Source organism: Teichococcus deserti (assembly GCF_001982615.1).
Lineage (GTDB): Bacteria > Pseudomonadota > Alphaproteobacteria > Acetobacterales > Acetobacteraceae > Pseudoroseomonas > Pseudoroseomonas deserti.
In genome coordinates this window covers 1-15,752 of sequence record NZ_MLCO01000098.1, presented here as the reverse complement: position 1 = coordinate 15,752, position 15,752 = coordinate 1, and the positions used below count along the sequence as shown (strand labels likewise).

The following is a 15,752-nucleotide window of genomic DNA, read 5'->3' as shown; positions in this document are numbered from 1 at the left end:
ACGCACCCGCCCCGGGCAGGGGCGGGCTGGGGCGAGCTGGAACAGCAAGCCGAACCAAAACAGTCGACGGGCTACATGTAGGACGGGAGGGGGGCCATCGACAAGCAGGGCCGTTGATCAAAGCCCTGTTCAACCGGCAATCGGCTCCTCGAGGAAAACCTGGACGGCCTGGAACAGGGCGCCGCGGTTGCGCTCCAGCAGGATGCCATGGGTGCCCTCGGCGAGCACCACCAGGCGCTTGCCGGGGCTGCGGGTCAACAATGGAAACAAGGCCATGGCCAGCGCCGGAGGGGTGTCGCGGTCCCATTCGGCCAGCACCAGCAGGGTCGGCGCGGTGATCGCCGCCGGGTCGTAGAAGGGTTTTCCCGATTGCCAGTAGGCGCGGGAATCGGCCAGCACGCCATTCGGTGCGCGCAGGGCCGACGGCACCTGGCGCATGCCCTCGGGGTCGGTGGCGAAGGTGGCGTCGGCCCAGTGCTCGTACCAGCCGGCCGGGAAGAGGCTGGCGCGCTTCGCCTCGGGCACGCCGTTGAACCAGCGGGCGCGGGCATCGGCGCGCGTCACGCTGCGATAGGCGCCGAGCGTCTCGCCCGCCCCGGCGGCGGCCGGGCTCGGCCCGTCGCGCAGCCATTGCGGGGCGTAGAGCACCAGGCGCTCGACCAGCGACGGATTGTCGGCGGCGAAGCGGGCCTGCAGGCTGGTGCCCCAGGACCAGCCGAGATGGACGATCTTGGGCACGTTGCGGCGCTGGCGGATGAAGGCGGCGGCGGCGGCGATGTCCTTCTGGGCGATCTCGCCCGAGGTCAGCGGCGCATTGGCCTCGGGCGGCTGGCCCATGGCGGCCTCGCGGGTCGAGCGGCCGTAGTTGCGCAGGTCCAGGCACCAGACGTCGAAGCCGCGCCCCGCCATGTAGTCCATCCAGGAGACGCCGCCGACCGGTAGGTCGAAGCTGGTGCTGGCCGGGTAGGTGGCGCCGTGCAGGCAGAGCACGACGCGGTCGCCGCGCCCGGCCGGCGTCGATTCGCCGCGCTTGTTGCGAAGATAGAGCTGGATGCCCGGATCCCCCCCGGGGACGAGGAATTCCTCGAAGGCGACGCCGGCGGGCTGCGCCCCGGCGGTGGAGGCCAGGAGCGGCGTGGCGAGAAGCGGCGCTGCGAGCATGGTGCGTCGGCGCATGGCGTGTCCCCGTGTGGCGTTGGGGAGGAGTCTAATGAAGGTGGGGGTCCGGGGGAACTCAGTTCCCCCGGTGCTTGCTGTCTGTGGTCAGGAGTTGCCCGGCGTCACGTCCATCGCCCGGGTGCGCTCGTCCATGCGCGGATTGTGGTTCAGGCTGCGCTTCACCGCCCAGGTATTGACCAGCTGGTGCAGCGGGATGATGGCGACGTCGTCGATCGCCATCTTGATCGCCTGGCGCAGCAGCTCCTCGCGCTTCACATCGTCGAGGGTGCCGGCGGCCCGCTCGGTCAGCGCGTCGAGCGCCGGGTTGGAGTAGCGGCCCTGGTTGTTGGCGCCGGTGCGCCTGGCCGGGTCCTGGGTCGCCAGGATGTTCACCAGCGCATAGGAGGCCTCGCCGGTGACGCTGCCCCAGCCGAGCAGCCGCATGCCGAATTCCTGGCGCGAGGAGCGGGCCGAGAAGGCCGCCCAGGGCAGCGCCTCGACCTGGGTCTGCACGCCGATGCGGGTCCACATCTGCGCCACCGCCTGGGCGGTGCGCGAGTCATTCGGGTAGCGGTCGTTCGGCGTGTGCAGGGTCATGCGGAAGCCGTTGGGGAAGCCGGCCTCGGCCAGCAGCTTGCGGGCGCCCTCCAGGTCCTGCTTCGGCGGGGTGATGCTGTCGTTGTAGGAATAGGCGCCCGGCGGCAGCCACTGCCCGGCCGGCTGGGCGGTGCCCAGCATGACGCGCTCGGCCAGGGCGTCGCGGGCGATCGCCATGGTCAGGGCGCGGCGGACGCGCAGATCGTTGAAGGGGTTGGTCGCCAGCGGCTTGCCGTCGTTGTCGGTGACGAAGACGGGGTTCTCGCTGCGCGAGCGGTCGGGCGCCAGGTAGATGACGCGCAGGCCCTGGATGCTGGTCAGCTTCAGCGCCGCCTCGCCACGCAGCCCCTGGATGTCGGAGGAGGGCACCGCATCGATGATGTCGACATCGCCCGCCAGGATCGCCGCGGTGCGCGCCGGTGGCGAGGAGATGACGCGGTAGTCGACCTCGGCCCAGCTCGGCCGGCCGCCCCAGTAGGTGTCGTTGCGCCGCATCAGGGTGCGGTTGCCGGGGGCGTAGGAGACGAAGCGGTAGGGGCCGGTGCCGATCACCGCGCGGCCGCTGTTGTAGTCCTCGGTGGACGCCCCCTCGCCCGCATGGCGCGAGATGATGGCGAGCGAGGCGAAGTCGCCCAGCAGCATCGGATAAGGGCCGGGGGTGTGGATGCGGATGGTCAGCGGGTCGATGATCTCGACCTTCTGCACGGCGCGCACGAAGGCGCCGAAGCCGCCCGGGCTGTTCGGCACGTTGGGGGCGCGCTGAAAGGTGTAGGCGACGTCCTCGGCGGTGAAGTCGCGGCCGTCATGCCACTTCACCCCGGCGCGCAGCTTGAACTCCCACACGGTCTCCGAGACGGTGCGCCAGGATTCGGCCAGCGAGGGCACCAGCTGCGCCTTGGCATCGAACTCGACCAGCTTGTCGAAGAAATGCGCGGTGACGCTGTTGTTCGGCGAGGCGTTGTAGAAATGCGGGTCCATCGAGGTGACCGAGCCGCCGATGGCGATGGTCAGCTTCTGCGCCGCGGCCTGGCCGGGCGCGGCCAGGGCGGCGAGGCCCAGCAGGGCGGCAGCGCCCAGCATCAGGCGGCGCTTGAGCGGGAAATTCCTGGAAGTCACAGTCCGTAGCCCCCGTGGCAGGTTTTGTTGGGGGTTGGCAGCAAAAAGCATGCCTTCCCGGAACGAGCCTGACATGAAAGCGCGAAGCCGCTCCAGCCTCCCGATGGAGGAAAGTTCAGAAATCGTTTCTGCCCAGGAAAAGCGCAGGCACGGGTGGTTCAGGTGGCAGGCCGGGCCCGCGCCGGGCGCTCGGTCGCCCAATAGGCCAGCGCTGTGACCGGCAGCGCCAGGCCGGCCAGGCTGGACCAGAACCAGCCGCCGGCGGCGAAGGCCCAGCCGCCCAGCGCCGAGCCCAGCGCGCCCCCGAGGAAGAAGGTCGCCATGTAGAGGCCGTTCAGCCGGCTGCGCATCTCGGCGCCGAGCGTGAACAGCACGCGCTGCCCGAGCACGACATTCGCCGAGACGCCGAAGTCGAGCAGGATGGCCGAGGCCACCAGCAGCCCGAGCGCCAGCGTCGAGCCCTGCGGCGCGATCCAGGTCATCGGGAAGGAGACGGCGACGGCCAGCATGGCCAGGCCGCTGGCCGGCCGGACGAGGCCGCGATCGGCGACCCGCCCGGCGATGGGGGCGGCGACGGCGCCGGCCACGCCGGCCAGGGCGAACAGCGCAATGCCGGTCTGCGTGAGATAAAAATCCTGGGCCAGATGCAGCGGCACGGTGGTCCAGAACAGGCTGAAGGCGCCGAACTGGCCAGACTGGTACAGCGCCCGCCGCCGCAGCTGCGGCACGCCCACCGCCAGCCGCCCCATCGAGCCCAGCAGCTGGCCGTAGCGCAGCCCTGGCGGCGGCTGCCGCACCGGCAGGGCGACGCGCAGCACCAGCCCGAGCAGCACCATCGCCGCCGCCGAGATCCAGAAGATGGCGTGCCAGCTGCCCAGGGCGGCGGTCGCGAAGCTGGAGACCGGCCGCGCCAGCATGATGCCCAGCATCAGCCCGCTCATGACGTTGCCGACCATGCGGCCGCGCATCGTCTCCGGCGCCAGATGGGCGGCGAGCGGCACCAGGATCTGCACCGCCACCGAGCCCAGCCCGATCACCAGCGCCGCGGCCAGGAAGACCGCCGCCCCCTGCGCCAGCGCCGCGCCCAGCAGTCCGAGAAAGGCCAGCCCCATCACCGCCAGCACCAGCCGGCGGTTCTCCACCAGGTCGCCCAGCGGCACCACCAGCAGCAGCCCGGCGCCATAGCCGATCTGCGTCATCGTCACGATCAGCCCCGCCGCCCCCGGCGACAGGCCCAGCGCCGCGCTGATCGGCCCGATCAGCGGCTGGGCGTAATAAATGTTGGCGACGATCACCCCGCAGGCGGTGGCCAGCAGCAGGGTCAGCCAGGCGGGGATGGCGGCAGGGGTGGCGGTCATCGGCGCGCTCCACGCATCAGGGGTCGCGCATATGGCACCGCGGCAGCCGCCTGTCCCCGACGCCGCGGCGCATGGCAGCCCCCCGCGGCCCGCCCCCGGCGTCGCCGGATCGCCACAAGCCAGCCGCGCCGTTTCGCGCTACAGCCATCGGGCCATGTCACAACACGCCGCGGGGACCAACCCCCAGACCGGCTGGGGGAGGGAGCTCGGCGCCATGCTGGCGCTGGCCTGGCCCCTGGCGCTCACCAACCTGTCGCAGATCGCGCTGGTGCTGACCGACACCTTCTTCCTGGGCCAGCTGGGAGAGCTGCCGCTGGCTGCGGCGACCCTGGGGGGCAACCTGTATTTCATCGCGCTCGCCTTGCCGATGGGGCTGGCCTTCTCGGCCGCCGCCATGCTGGCGCAGGAGCGCGGCCGGGTGCGCCACCACATGCGCGAGATGCGCCGCACCTTCCGCCAGGCCGCCTGGCTCATTGTGCCGCTGTTCGCCGTGCTCGGCACGCTGCTGTGGAACACGGGGACGCTGCTGCGGCTGGCCGGGCAGGACCCGGCGCTGGCCGAGGCGGCGCAGCACTACAACCGCGCGCTGCTCTGGGGCCTGCCCTTCGTCTATGGCTTCCTGCTGCTGCGCGGTTTCCTGGCCGCCCTGCAGCGGCCGGGGCCGGCACTCTGCGTGGCGCTGGCCGCCGTGCTGCTGAACGCGCTGCTGGTCTGGCTGCTGGTCGGCGGCGGCTTCGGCCTGCCCTCGCTCGGCGCCTTCGGGGCCGGGCTGTCCAGCGCCATCGCCAACCTGGCGATGTTTCTCTCCCTCGCGCTGTGGATCCGGCTGGATCGCCGCCTGTCCCGCTTCAAGCTGGCCGGCCGGTTCTGGCGCACCGACTGGCGCCGCATGCAGGAGATCGTGCTGATCGGCCTGCCGATCGCCGGCTCGATGCTGATGGAGATCGGCATCTTCTCGGCCACCGCACTGGTCATGGGCTGGATCAGCCCGCGGGCGGTGGCCGCCCATGCCGTCGCCCTGCAGATCGCCAGCGCCTGCTTCATGATCCCGATGGGCATCGGCCAGGCCGCCACCGCCCGCGTGGGCCTGGCCGCCGGCGCCAGCGACGCCCGCGGCGCCTGGCGCGCCGGCTGGACCGCGATCGGCATGGCCGCTGGCTTCATGGCGGTGACCGCGCTGCTGCTGCTGACCCTGTCGGAGCAGATCGCGGCCCTGTTCCTGGCGCCGGAACTGGCCGAGACCCGGCAGCTCGCCGCCAGCCTGCTGGTCATCGCCGGCATCTTCCAGCTGGCCGACGGCGTGCAGGCGGTCGCCGCCGGCGCGCTGCGCGGGCTGAAGGACACGCGGCTGCCGCTGCTCTTCGCCGCACTCGGCTATTGGGGGCTGGCGCTGCCGGTCGGCCTCGGCCTCGGCTTCCCCGCCGGCTTCGGGCCGCAGGGCGTCTGGGTCGGGCTGGCCTGCGGCCTGGCCATCGTCGCGGTGATGATGACGCTGCGCTGGCAGAACCTGGCCCAGCGCGGCGGCTTCCGCGCCCGCCGCCTGGCGCCGCTGCCCCGCGCGTAAAAAAGCTGCCGCGGGGGCCTGGGGGAATTCCCCGCCCCCGCCCTATCCTGTCATCACCGAGACACAGACAGGAGCAGCCCCGATGTCCCTTCCCCGCGTCGCCTTCATCGGCACTGGCGGCACCATGGCCTCGCTCGGCCGGCACGCGCTGGACATCCAGGATTACTCGACCCTCGGCCAGGTGATGGCGACCGAGACCATCATGGCCCGCGTCCCTGAGCTCGCCATGGTCGCCGAGGTCATCGCCCGTCCCTATGGCGCCGTCATCTCCAGCCGCATCGGCTTCAAGGACTGGCGCGCCCTGGCCGAGGCCTGCCACGCCGCGGTGGACGAGATCCCCGGCCTCGCCGGCATCGTCATCGGCCATGGCACCTCCACCATGGAGGAGACCGCCTTCGCCCTCTCCCTCGGCCTGAAGATCGACGTGCCCGTGGTCATGGTCGGCGCCCAGCGCCCGGCCACCGGCCTGTCCTCGGACATGCCGATGAACCTGCTGAACGCGGTCCGCGTCGCCGCCTGCCCGGATGCCCGCGGCATGGGCGTGCTGCTGATGCTGAACGACGAGATCCACGCCGCGCGCGAGGTGACCAAGACCGCCACCTGGCGGATGCAGACCTTCCGCACCCCCGATTTCGGCGTGCTCGGCCAGGCGGACGCCGACAAGGTCGCCTTCTACCGCCGCCCGCTGCGCAAGACCGCGCCGAACACCGAATTCGACCTGCGGACCATGGAGTCCCTGCCCCGCGTCGACATCACCTACGCCTATGCCGATTCCGACGGGACGGCGGTGCGCGCCTTCGTCGCCGCCGGCGCCCAGGGCATCGTCAGCGCCGGCTTCGCCCCCGGCAACCCGACGCCCTGGGAAGCCGAGGCCCTGGCCGAAGCGGTGAAAGGCGGCGTCACCGTCGTCCAGTCCGCCCGCGTCGGCAGCGGCCGCGTGGTCGCCGGCGCCAAGATGCGCGAACAGGGGATCCTGGCAGGCGACAACCTCAACCCGCAGAAAGCCCGCATCCTTCTGGCCTTCGCGCTGACGGTGACGCGCGACCCGGCCGAGATTGCGCGGATCTTCGAGACTTATTGAAGATCAGGCTTTCTCAGAGAAGGCAGGGCGAAGGCTGGGGGAATGAATTCCCCCAGACCCCCATCTTCTTTCTGTTCACCGGCCGTAGACAGGCCAGCGCCTTGGCCGGCAGCGGCACCAGGGCATCACGGCGGGACGCCGTATACGAAAAAAACAGCGCGACCACAAAGGTCGCGCTGCGCATTAGCCGTTTCACGTACTGTCGTCACGTGGACACGGCAGTCTGAAAGAAAAAAGATGGGGTCCAGGGGAATTCATTCCCCTGGCCTGCCCTCTGCCTTCGCTTCAGACGCTTCTCTTCAGCAAGCCGCCGGCACAGCCTCGAGGCTCTGCATCAGCCCGTCGACCGCGAAGTCGCCGAAGTCCATCTTCATCTCGTCGGCGACGCCGTTGGCGAAGTAGCGCAGGCCCACCTCGTATTCCGGCGCGCTGGCCCCGGCGGCGGCGGCCGATTCCTTGCCGAAGAAGGCGATGCGCATCCGCGCGCTGGCCTGCTGGCTCAGCAGGGGGAAGCGCGGCTGCGCCTGGGCCTCGGTCCAGGGCGACAGCAGGGTCGTGCTGTCCTGCGCGCCGTCCTCGCTGGTGCCGTCGAACAGCGGCGCGTTCAGCATGCGCTGCTGGCCCGCCTTGGCCAGGGCCAGGGCGCGGATGGTGTGCATCATCGGCAGCAGCGTGCCGCGCGGCAGGGTGACCTGCTGCGCCGAGGGCTGCTCATAGCGGACGGTGCCGCCTTCGGCACCCGGCTCGGCGCCGGCCAGTTCGGCCTCGCCGCTGATCCGCTGGGTCACCGCGCCCTGCGCCGTCTGGGTCAGCGAGAAGCGCAGCCGGCGGCCGTCCTTGCTCTCCCAGGTGGAATAGTCGGAGCTGGTCTCGACCTGGTCGCCGGAGCGGTTGACCACGGTCAGCTGCAGCCGCTGGCGGGTGGCCCAGCCGTCGCAGGCGTCGAGCACCTCGAACAGCATGGCGCCGCCGGCCTGGACCACGTCGCTGCCCTGGCGCACGCGGTCGAGGCGCAGGCGATAGGCGGCGCGGTGCGGCGCCATGGCCTCGGTGCCGGGAAGGACGGCATGCGGCGCGCCGGCGGCGGGAGCCGGAGCCGCCGGGGCGGCAGGCGCGGCGGGCTGCTGGGCCGAGGCCGGCCCCGCGGCTGCCAGACCCAGCGCCAGCAGCGCCGCGGCGGGAAGGGCGTGGAATCCGGCCAGGGTATCGCGCAGCCGCATGTCATACTCCTTCTCGAGCGCCCGGGGGGATGTCCCCCCGGGCTGATGGCCTTCCTTAGTTAGGAAGCCTTGGGCCCGGCCGCACCCTTGGCCGGGGGCAGATCGAGCTTGATGGAGAGTTCTTTAAGCCGGGCATGGTCCACGGCCGCGGGGGCGCCCATCATCAGGTCCTGGCCCTGCTGGTTCAGCGGGAACAGGATGACCTCGCGGATGTTCGGCTCGTCGGCCAGCAGCATGACCATGCGGTCGATGCCCGGGGCCGAGCCGCCATGCGGCGGCGCGCCGTAGCGGAAGGCGTTCAGCATGCCGCCGAAGCGCTCCTCGACCGTCTGCTCGGTGTAGCCGGCGATCTCGAAGGCACGGATCATGATGTCCGGGCGGTGGTTGCGGATGGCGCCCGAGGACAGTTCGATGCCGTTGCAGACGATGTCGTACTGGAACGCCTTGATGTCGAGCGGGTTCATCGAGTTCAGCGCCTCCAGCCCGCCCTGCGGCATGCTGAACGGGTTGTGGCTGAAGTCGACCTGGCCGGTCTCCTCGTTCAGCTCGTACATCGGGAAGTCGACGATCCAGCAGAAGCGGAACTCGTCCTGCGTGATCAGGCCGAGCTCCTCGCCCAAGCGCGTGCGCACCTTGCCGGCAAACTTGGGGGTCTCGTCCTTCTTGCCGGCGGCGAAGAAGACGGCGTCGCCGGTCTGCAAGCCGCAGGCGACGCGGATCGCCTCGACGCGCTCGGCCTCCAGGTTCTTGGCGATCGGGCCCTTGGGGCCTTCGGCGGCAAACTGGATGTAGCCCAGGCCGCCGGCGCCCTCGGCGCGGGCCCATTCGTTCAGCTTGTCGAAGAAGCCTCTAGGCTTGTCGGCGGCGCCCGGGGCCGGGATGGCGCGGACGATGCCGCCGCCGGCGACCACCTTGTTGAACAGGCCGAAGCCCGAATCGCGGTAGCTCTCGGTGACGTCGGTGATCTTCAGCGGGTTGCGCAGGTCCGGCTTGTCCGAGCCGTAGTCCAGCATCGCCGTGTCGTAGGGGATGCGCGGGAACGGCGCCGGGGTGACCTTACGGCCGTTGCCGAACTCGACGAAGATGCCCTCCATCACCGGCTCGATGGCGGCGAAGACGTCTTCCTGGGTGACGAAGCTCATCTCGAAGTCGAGCTGGTAGAACTCGCCCGGGCTGCGGTCGGCGCGGCTCGCCTCGTCGCGGAAGCAGGGGGCGATCTGGAAGTAGCGGTCGAAGCCCGCCACCATCGCCAGCTGCTTAAACTGCTGCGGCGCCTGCGGCAGGGCGTAGAAGGTGCCCGGGTGGTTGCGCGACGGCACCAGGAAGTCGCGCGCGCCCTCCGGCGAGGAGGCCGTCAGGATCGGCGTCTGGTATTCGACGAAGCCCTGCTCGATCATGCGGCGGCGGATCGAGGCGATGACGCCGGCGCGCAGCAGCATGTTGCGGTGCTGCTTCTCGCGGCGGAGATCGAGGAAGCGGTAGCGCAGGCGCAGGTCTTCCGGGAACTCCTGGTCGCCGGCGACCTGGATCGGCAGCACCTCGGCATGGGACTGCACCGACAGCTCGGCGACGCGCAGCTCGATGGCGCCGGTCGGCAGCTTGTCGTTGACCGTCGCGCCCTCGCGCGCGACGACCTGGCCGGTCACCGTGATCACGCTCTCGGGGCGGATCGCCTCGGCCTGGTCGAAGACGGCGGTGCCGGCCGGCAGCACGCACTGCGTCAGGCCGTAATGGTCGCGCAGGTCGATGAACAGCAGGCCGCCATGGTCGCGCTTGCGGTGCACCCAGCCGGAGAGGCGGGCGGTCTGACCCGCATCGCTGGCGCGCAGCGCGCCGCAGGTATGGGTGCGGTAGGCGTGCATCGATCGAAAACCCCGAGGCTCGGACGGAAAGGGGGGCAGAAGGGGCGGCGGGCGGCCCCCTGTCAAGGGATTGCATGCCCGGCAGGCGCCGCGGCCCCCGCGAGACGCCCAGGAAACCCTCCTGCCCCGCCCTTCGCAAGCCCCGATCGGCCGCTTTCGCGACGCTTCACCGCTTTGCTTCCGCCCCCTGGACTTTGCGGGATGGCGGAGCTTCGCTAGAAGCATGAGTGCCATGAGCCGACGCAACCAGGCCCAGGACCCCGACCCCGTCCTGATCACCACCACCGAGGCGCTTTCAGAGCTCTGTGCGCGGCTGCGCACGGAAGCCTTCGTCACGGTCGACACTGAATTCATGCGGGAGAGGACCTACTGGCCCGAGCTCTGCGTCGTGCAGCTCGCCGGCGAGCACGAGGTGGCCGTCATCGACGCCCTGGCCGAAGGGCTGGACCTGGCGCCGCTGGGCGAGCTGCTGGCCGACACGGCGGTCACGAAAGTGTTCCACGCCGCCCGCCAGGACGTGGAAATCTGCATCCTGCGCTTCGGCGCGCCCCCCAAGCCGCTGTTCGACACGCAGATCGCCGCCATGGTGGCCGGCTTCGGCGACCAGGCCAGCTATGACAGCCTGGTGCGCGGCCTGGCCAATGCCTCGATCGACAAGGCGCACCGCTTCTCCGACTGGGCGGCGCGGCCGCTCTCGGCAGCCCAGATCAACTACGCCGCCGCCGACGTCACCCACCTGCGCCGCGTCTACGCGGCGCTCGTCGACCGCCTGACCGAGGACGGCCGGCTGTCCTGGGTGGCCGAGGAGATGGCCGAGCTGACCGACCCGGCGACCTACCGCCAGGACCCGGAGACGGCCTGGGAACGCCTGAAGCCGCGCTCCAGCAACCGCCGCTTCCTGGCCGCGGTCCGCGCCATCGCCGCCTGGCGCGAGCGCGAGGCGCAGCGCGTCAACATCCCCCGCCAGCGCCTGGTCCGCGACGAGACGCTGATGGAGATCGCCGCGACCGGCCCGACGACCGCCAACGACCTGTCCCGCGCCCGCGGCATCAGCAAGGGCTTCGCCGACGGCAAGACCGGCGCCGGGCTGCTCGCCGCCCTGGCCTCGGCCAAGGAGCTGCCCGAGGCTGCCCTGCCCGAGGCGCCGAAGGAAAGCCGCCAGGGCCCGCCCGCCTCGCCGGCGCTGATCGCGCTGCTGAAGGTGCTGCTGGCCGCCAAGGCCGAGGAACACCACGTCGCCCCGCGGCTGATTGCCAGCAGCGACGAGCTGGAACGCCTGGCCACCGAGAACGAACCCCAGGTCCCGGCCCTGCACGGCTGGCGGCGGCAGGTGTTCGGTCAGGCCGCCTTGTCTCTGAAGGGGGGGAAGCTCGCCCTCGGAGTCGAAGGGCGGAAAGTGAAGCTGATCGAAAGCTGAGAGTCGGACAGAGAAGACAGAGGCAGGCCGGGGGAATGAATTCCCCTGCACCCCTTCTTTTTTCTGTCAGATTGCCATGTCCACGTGGCGACCACGGGCGAAACGGCCCGGCAGCAGCGCGACCTTCGAGGTCGCGCTGTTTTTGTATGAAATCGGCGTCCCGCCGTGATGCCCTGGTGCGGGTGCAGGCGAGGCGCTGGTCTCGCATAGGCCGGTGATCAGAAAAAAGATGGGCGCAAACCTGTAGGTTTGCGGGGAGAATTCATTCCCCCAGCCTGCCAAACCCTTCGCTTCAGCCCGCTTCGATTTCCACCACGGCGAGAAGACCCAGCGTCGCGGCCAGCGCTTCGACGCGGCGTTGCACGCTGTCGCCGGCGAAGGTGCCGCCGCCTTCGACCAGGCGCAGCACCAGGCGGTCCTGCTGCATGACCAGGGTGGTGCTGCGCAGCAGCTCGGGCGTGCCGCCGGACAGGGTATAGGCCAGGCGGAGCGCGGCGCCGACCACTTCGGCGCGGCGCAGCGCCGGCGCGTCCAGCAGCACGCGGGCCGCGGCCAGCCAGGGCGCGTCGAGCTCGGGCTCGTAGCGCAGCGCCACGGCAAGCGCCAGGAAGGCGCGCTCGTGGTGGTCCAGGCCGATGCCGGGTTGGCGCAGCACGCGCAGGAAGGACTGCTCGGCCCGGTAGTCGGGGTGGTCATGGCTGCCGATGTCGGACAGCCAGCAGGCGGCCTGGCGCAGCGCCTGGGCAGCCGGGGCCTCGTTCGGGAAGAGCGGCGCGGTCCAGGCCGACAGCGCCTCGGGCAGCGCGTTGTCGCGGCCGTAGCGGCCGGCCATCTCGCGGCCGGCGGCCAGCAGTGGGTCCTCGCGGCGGACCTCGGGGGTCAGCAGGCGGGCATACCAGCCCTCGCGGAGGCCATTGGCGCTGAAGACCACGCGGCGGGCGCCGGTGGCGCGCAGCAGGCGGCGCAGCACGGCCGCGGCGAAGGGCAGGTCCTGCAGCCGCTTCGACGGCGCGCCGGGCAGGCGCTCCAGCGTGCGGCGGGTCGCGGCCATCACCACGCCGCAGAGGTCGCGGGCCTCTTCCCGGCGCAGGACATAGTGGTGGACGATCGACAGCGGATAGGCGGTCTGGGCGATGTGGATCTTGGCCAGCGCGCGCCAGGCGCCGCCGACCAGATACAGATCGCGGTCCTTGCCATGCGCCAGCCAGGGCAGCTTGCCCAGCTCCTGCTCGGCGATGCCGCGGGCGCGGCCGATGTCGTTGTTGGCGCGGTCGGCCAGGCGGATGGCGCCGATCTGCAGCGAGGCGCTGGCGCCGGCGCGGCCCTGGGTCAGCTCGACCAGCTCCAGCGAGCCGCCGCCCAGGTCGCCCAGGATGCCGTCGGCCTGGGGGAAGCCCAGCAGCACGCCGTCGGCGGAGAAGGCGGCTTCCTCGTCGCCGTCGAGGATGCGGATCGGCACGCCCGGCATGCGCTCGGCCAGCGCCGCGGCGAAGGCCGGGCCGTTCTCGGCGTCGCGCACGGCGGCGGTGGCCAGGACTTCCAGGGGGGCGGCGTCCATGGCGCGGGCGACGGCGTGGTAGCGCTCGAGCACGGTCAGCGCCTGCGGCACCGCCTCCTCGTTCAGCCGGCCGGTGGTCTGCAGGCCGCGGCCGAGGCCGAGCACCGCCTTCTCGTTGAAGATGGCCAGCGGATTGCGGCCGCGCCCCTCGTAGACGACCAGTCGGACCGAGTTGGAACCGAGATCGACGATCCCCGCCCGCCGGGGCATGGCGCCCCGTTCGGCAGGGGCATCGGCGACGGCGGGGCTGTCAGGACGGTCCAAGCAGGGAGTTCCTCGGCGGGCATGGGCAGGTCGAGCGCCCCCTTAGCACCGCTCGCGCCGAGTTCCGACCCCAGCGCGGCGGCGCGGCGATGCGGGCGCGGCAGGTCAGCTGACGGCCGCTTCACGATGAAATCAGGGAGAAAGATCTACGGCCATGGGGAGAACCGATCGGAAATCCCATGGCCGCAGCGGCTTCAATCCTGGGTGACCCGGTCCTGGCGGCGCCGCGCGGTGCGGGCGGTGACGTGCTGCAGCGCGCTGCCGCGGCCCGACAGGGAGGGATTTGTCATGAAATATTCATGGGCCGAGACCGGATGCGCGCCGGGCGGCAGGCGGCGCCAGGTGCCGTCGGACTGCAGCTGCCAGGACTGCGCGGTGTCCTTCAGGTTCACCGCCATGATCTGGTCGAGGATCTGCGCATGCACCGTCGGGTTCTCGACCGGCACCATGGTCTCGACGCGCCAGTCCATGTTGCGCGCCATCCAGTCGGCGCTGCTGATATAGACCCGGGCGCGGCGCGACGGCAGGCGGTGGCCGTTGCCGAAGACCAGCACGCGGGAGTGTTCCAGGAAGCGGCCGACGATCGACTTCACCCGGATGTTGCTCGACAGGCCGGGCACGCCCGGGCGCAGCCGGCAGATGCCGCGGATGACGCAGTTGACCTTCACCCCCGCCTCGCTGGCGCGGTAGAGCGCGTCGATCAGCTGCTCGTCGACCAGGGAGTTCATCTTCAGCCAGATGCCGGCCGACTTGCCCTCGGCGGCGAAGGCGATCTCCTGCTCGATCAGGCCGAGGATGGCAGGCCGGATGGTCAGCGGCGAGAAGGCCAGCCGCTCCATGGTCTCCGGCCGGGCATAGCCGGTCATGTAGTTGAACAGCTTCTGCGCGTCGCGGGTCAGCGCCGGATCGGCGGTGAAGAAGCTGAGGTCGGTGTAGATGCGCGCGGTGATCGGGTGGTAGTTGCCGGTGCCGAAATGCGCGTAGGAGCGCAGCGAGCCGCTCTCGCGCCGCACCACCAGCGACATCTTGGCGTGGGTCTTCAGGTCGACGAAGCCGTAGACCACCTGCACGCCGGCGGCTTCCAGCTCGCGGGCCAGCGCGATGTTGCGCTCCTCGTCGAAGCGGGCCTTCAGCTCGACCATGGCGGTGACCGACTTGCCGAGCTCGGCGGCCTCGATCAGGGCGCGGGCGATCGGGCTGTCGCGCGAGGTGCGGTACAGCGTCTGCTTGATCGCCACCACGCTGGGATCGCGCGCCGCCTGGCGCAGGAACTGCACCACCACGTCGAAGGACTCGTAGGGGTGGTGGACCAGGATGTCCTTGGCGCGGATGGCGGCGAAGCAGTCGCCGCCGAAATCCAGGATCCGCTCCGGGAAGCGGGGCGTGTAGGGCGTGAACAGCAGGTCGGGACGGTCGTCGACGATCAGCTGCTTCAGGTCGGCCATGCCGAGCAGCCCGTCCGCCACGAAGATCTCCGCCCGCGGCGCGTCGAGCTCTTCCACCACGAAATCGACCAGGTCGGGCGCCATGCGCGCGTCGACGGTCAGCTGGATGGCGCGGCCGCGGCGGCGGCGCTTCAGCGCGCTCTCATAGGCGCGCACCAGGTCCTCGGCCTCTTCCTCGAACTCGACGTCGGTGTCGCGGATGAGGCGGAACAGGCCCTGCTCGACATTGATGTAGCCGGGGAACAGCCGCGGCAGGCAGAGGGTGATCAGGTCCTCCAGCAGCACGAAGCGGATCGGGCCGGTGCCGGGGGTGATCTGCGGCGCGTCCTCGGCCGGCGGCAGGCGGATGAAGCGGTCGATCTGGCTGGGCAGCGGCAGCAGGGCGCGCATGGTGCCGCCATCCTCCTCGCGCACCAGCTTCAGCACCATGCAGAGCGCCAGGTTGCTGATGAAGGGGAAGGGATGCGCGGGGTCCACCGCCAGCGGCGTCAGCACCGGGAAGACGCGGTCGAGGAACCAGGTCTCCAGCCAGGCGCGCTCGGCCGCGGTCAGCTCCTCGACCGGGCAGACGCTGATGCCGGCCTCGCCCAGCAGCCGGCGCAGGTCGCGCCAGCTCGACTGCTGCTCCTCGGTCAGCGCCGCGGCGCGGGCATGGATGGCCGACAGCTGCTGGCCCGGGGTCAGCCCGTCCGGCGAGGAGGGGGTGATGCCCGCCCGCTCCTGCCCGACCAGCCCGGCGACGCGCACCGAGTAGAACTCGTCCAGGTTGGAGGAGGAGATGGCGACGAAGCGCAGCCGCTCCAGCAGCGGGTGGTGGGCGTTGGCCGCCTCCTCCAGCACCCGCGCGTTGAAGTCCAGCCAGGACAGCTCCCGGTTGATGAAGCGCTCAGGGGCGTTCGGCGCCATCGCCCCCGCCGCAGGGGCGGCGGGCTGAGTCGCGGAAGCCTGCGGCGCGGCGCTCTCGGTCGAGGCGGCGGCGGGCTGGGGGGCGGCGGCAGGGGCGTGCTGCTTGGCGTCGGCGGCGTCCATGCCGCCAGACTACAGCAAGGGCAGCGCCGACAGCGAGGGACTCGTGGCAGTTTCCATGGAAACGTCATCAACCGGCTCGAAGC

10 protein-coding genes are annotated in these 15,752 nt (G+C 71.1%); 3 read left to right on the top strand and 7 right to left on the bottom strand.

All coding sequences use genetic code 11. The features are described from left to right. Nucleotides 1–129 precede the first annotated feature (129 nt). From BKE38_RS12085 to BKE38_RS12075, 3 genes are all read right to left on the bottom strand, one after another. On the bottom strand, nucleotides 130–1,176 hold the full coding sequence (locus tag BKE38_RS12085; protein WP_076957566.1) for an alpha/beta hydrolase: 1,047 nt from the start codon (nucleotides 1,174–1,176) through the stop codon (nucleotides 130–132). Nucleotides 1,177–1,263: 87 nt separating this feature from the next. Beyond that, nucleotides 1,264–2,835, bottom strand: coding sequence for an ABC transporter substrate-binding protein (locus tag BKE38_RS12080; protein WP_076957565.1), 1,572 nt, complete (start codon nucleotides 2,833–2,835; stop codon nucleotides 1,264–1,266). 194 nt (nucleotides 2,836–3,029) lie between these two features. Then, entirely contained in the window at nucleotides 3,030–4,229 is a 1,200-nt protein-coding gene (locus tag BKE38_RS12075; protein ID WP_076957564.1) for an MFS transporter, read from the bottom strand. 154 nt (nucleotides 4,230–4,383) lie between these two features. Here BKE38_RS12075 and BKE38_RS12070 point away from each other — a divergent pair, with 154 nt between their 5' ends. Both BKE38_RS12070 and BKE38_RS12065 read left to right on the top strand, forming a co-directional pair. Then, on the top strand, nucleotides 4,384–5,793 hold the full coding sequence (locus BKE38_RS12070; protein WP_242662331.1) for an MATE family efflux transporter: 1,410 nt from the start codon (nucleotides 4,384–4,386) through the stop codon (nucleotides 5,791–5,793). Between the two features lie 82 nt (nucleotides 5,794–5,875). Then, nucleotides 5,876–6,874 carry an asparaginase gene (locus tag BKE38_RS12065; protein WP_076957562.1) on the top strand — a complete coding sequence of 333 codons (999 nt, stop codon included), beginning with the start codon at nucleotides 5,876–5,878 and terminating at the stop codon, nucleotides 6,872–6,874. A gap of 299 nt (nucleotides 6,875–7,173) precedes the next feature. On the opposite strand, the gene BKE38_RS12060 is transcribed toward BKE38_RS12065, so the two are convergent. Together BKE38_RS12060 and aspS are read right to left on the bottom strand one after the other, a co-directional pair. Next, entirely contained in the window at nucleotides 7,174–8,094 is a 921-nt protein-coding gene (locus tag BKE38_RS12060) for an EipB family protein (protein WP_076957561.1), read from the bottom strand. A gap of 59 nt (nucleotides 8,095–8,153) precedes the next feature. After that, on the bottom strand, nucleotides 8,154–9,956 hold the full coding sequence (aspS, locus tag BKE38_RS12055) for an aspartate--tRNA ligase (RefSeq protein WP_076957560.1): 1,803 nt from the start codon (nucleotides 9,954–9,956) through the stop codon (nucleotides 8,154–8,156). A 232-nt stretch (nucleotides 9,957–10,188) separates the two neighbouring features. Here aspS and rnd point away from each other — a divergent pair, with 232 nt between their 5' ends. Continuing rightward, nucleotides 10,189–11,373 carry a ribonuclease D gene (gene rnd / locus BKE38_RS12050; protein ID WP_076957559.1) on the top strand — a complete coding sequence of 395 codons (1,185 nt, stop codon included), beginning with the start codon at nucleotides 10,189–10,191 and terminating at the stop codon, nucleotides 11,371–11,373. Nucleotides 11,374–11,665: 292 nt separating this feature from the next. Here the strand turns inward: rnd and BKE38_RS12045 are convergent, their stop codons facing one another. Beyond that, nucleotides 11,666–13,141: a Ppx/GppA family phosphatase gene (locus BKE38_RS12045; RefSeq protein WP_076957591.1), complete on the bottom strand. Its 1,476-nt coding sequence runs from the start codon at nucleotides 13,139–13,141 to the stop codon at nucleotides 11,666–11,668. Between the two features lie 248 nt (nucleotides 13,142–13,389). Beyond that, nucleotides 13,390–15,669, bottom strand: a complete 2,280-nt coding sequence (locus BKE38_RS12040; protein ID WP_083747504.1) for an RNA degradosome polyphosphate kinase — start codon at nucleotides 15,667–15,669, stop codon at nucleotides 13,390–13,392. Between the last annotated feature and the right edge of the window lie 83 nt (nucleotides 15,670–15,752).

Bases quoted from the DNA above. Each gene is read 5' to 3' on its own strand.
- aspS (WP_076957560.1), bottom strand. From the start codon at position 9,956: ATGCACGCCTACCGCACCCATACCTGCGGCGCGCTGCGCGCCAGCGAT.
- BKE38_RS12085 (WP_076957566.1), bottom strand. From the start codon at position 1,176: ATGCGCCGACGCACCATGCTCGCAGCGCCGCTTCTCGCCACGCCGCTC.
- BKE38_RS12060 (WP_076957561.1), bottom strand. From the start codon at position 8,094: ATGCGGCTGCGCGATACCCTGGCCGGATTCCACGCCCTTCCCGCCGCG.
- BKE38_RS12045 (WP_076957591.1), bottom strand. From the start codon at position 13,141: ATGCCCCGGCGGGCGGGGATCGTCGATCTCGGTTCCAACTCGGTCCGA.
- BKE38_RS12075 (WP_076957564.1), bottom strand. From the start codon at position 4,229: ATGACCGCCACCCCTGCCGCCATCCCCGCCTGGCTGACCCTGCTGCTG.
- BKE38_RS12065 (WP_076957562.1), top strand. From the start codon at position 5,876: ATGTCCCTTCCCCGCGTCGCCTTCATCGGCACTGGCGGCACCATGGCC.
- BKE38_RS12070 (WP_242662331.1), top strand. From the start codon at position 4,384: ATGTCACAACACGCCGCGGGGACCAACCCCCAGACCGGCTGGGGGAGG.
- BKE38_RS12040 (WP_083747504.1), bottom strand. From the start codon at position 15,669: ATGGACGCCGCCGACGCCAAGCAGCACGCCCCTGCCGCCGCCCCCCAG.
- BKE38_RS12080 (WP_076957565.1), bottom strand. From the start codon at position 2,835: ATGCTGGGCGCTGCCGCCCTGCTGGGCCTCGCCGCCCTGGCCGCGCCC.
- rnd (WP_076957559.1), top strand. From the start codon at position 10,189: ATGAGCCGACGCAACCAGGCCCAGGACCCCGACCCCGTCCTGATCACC.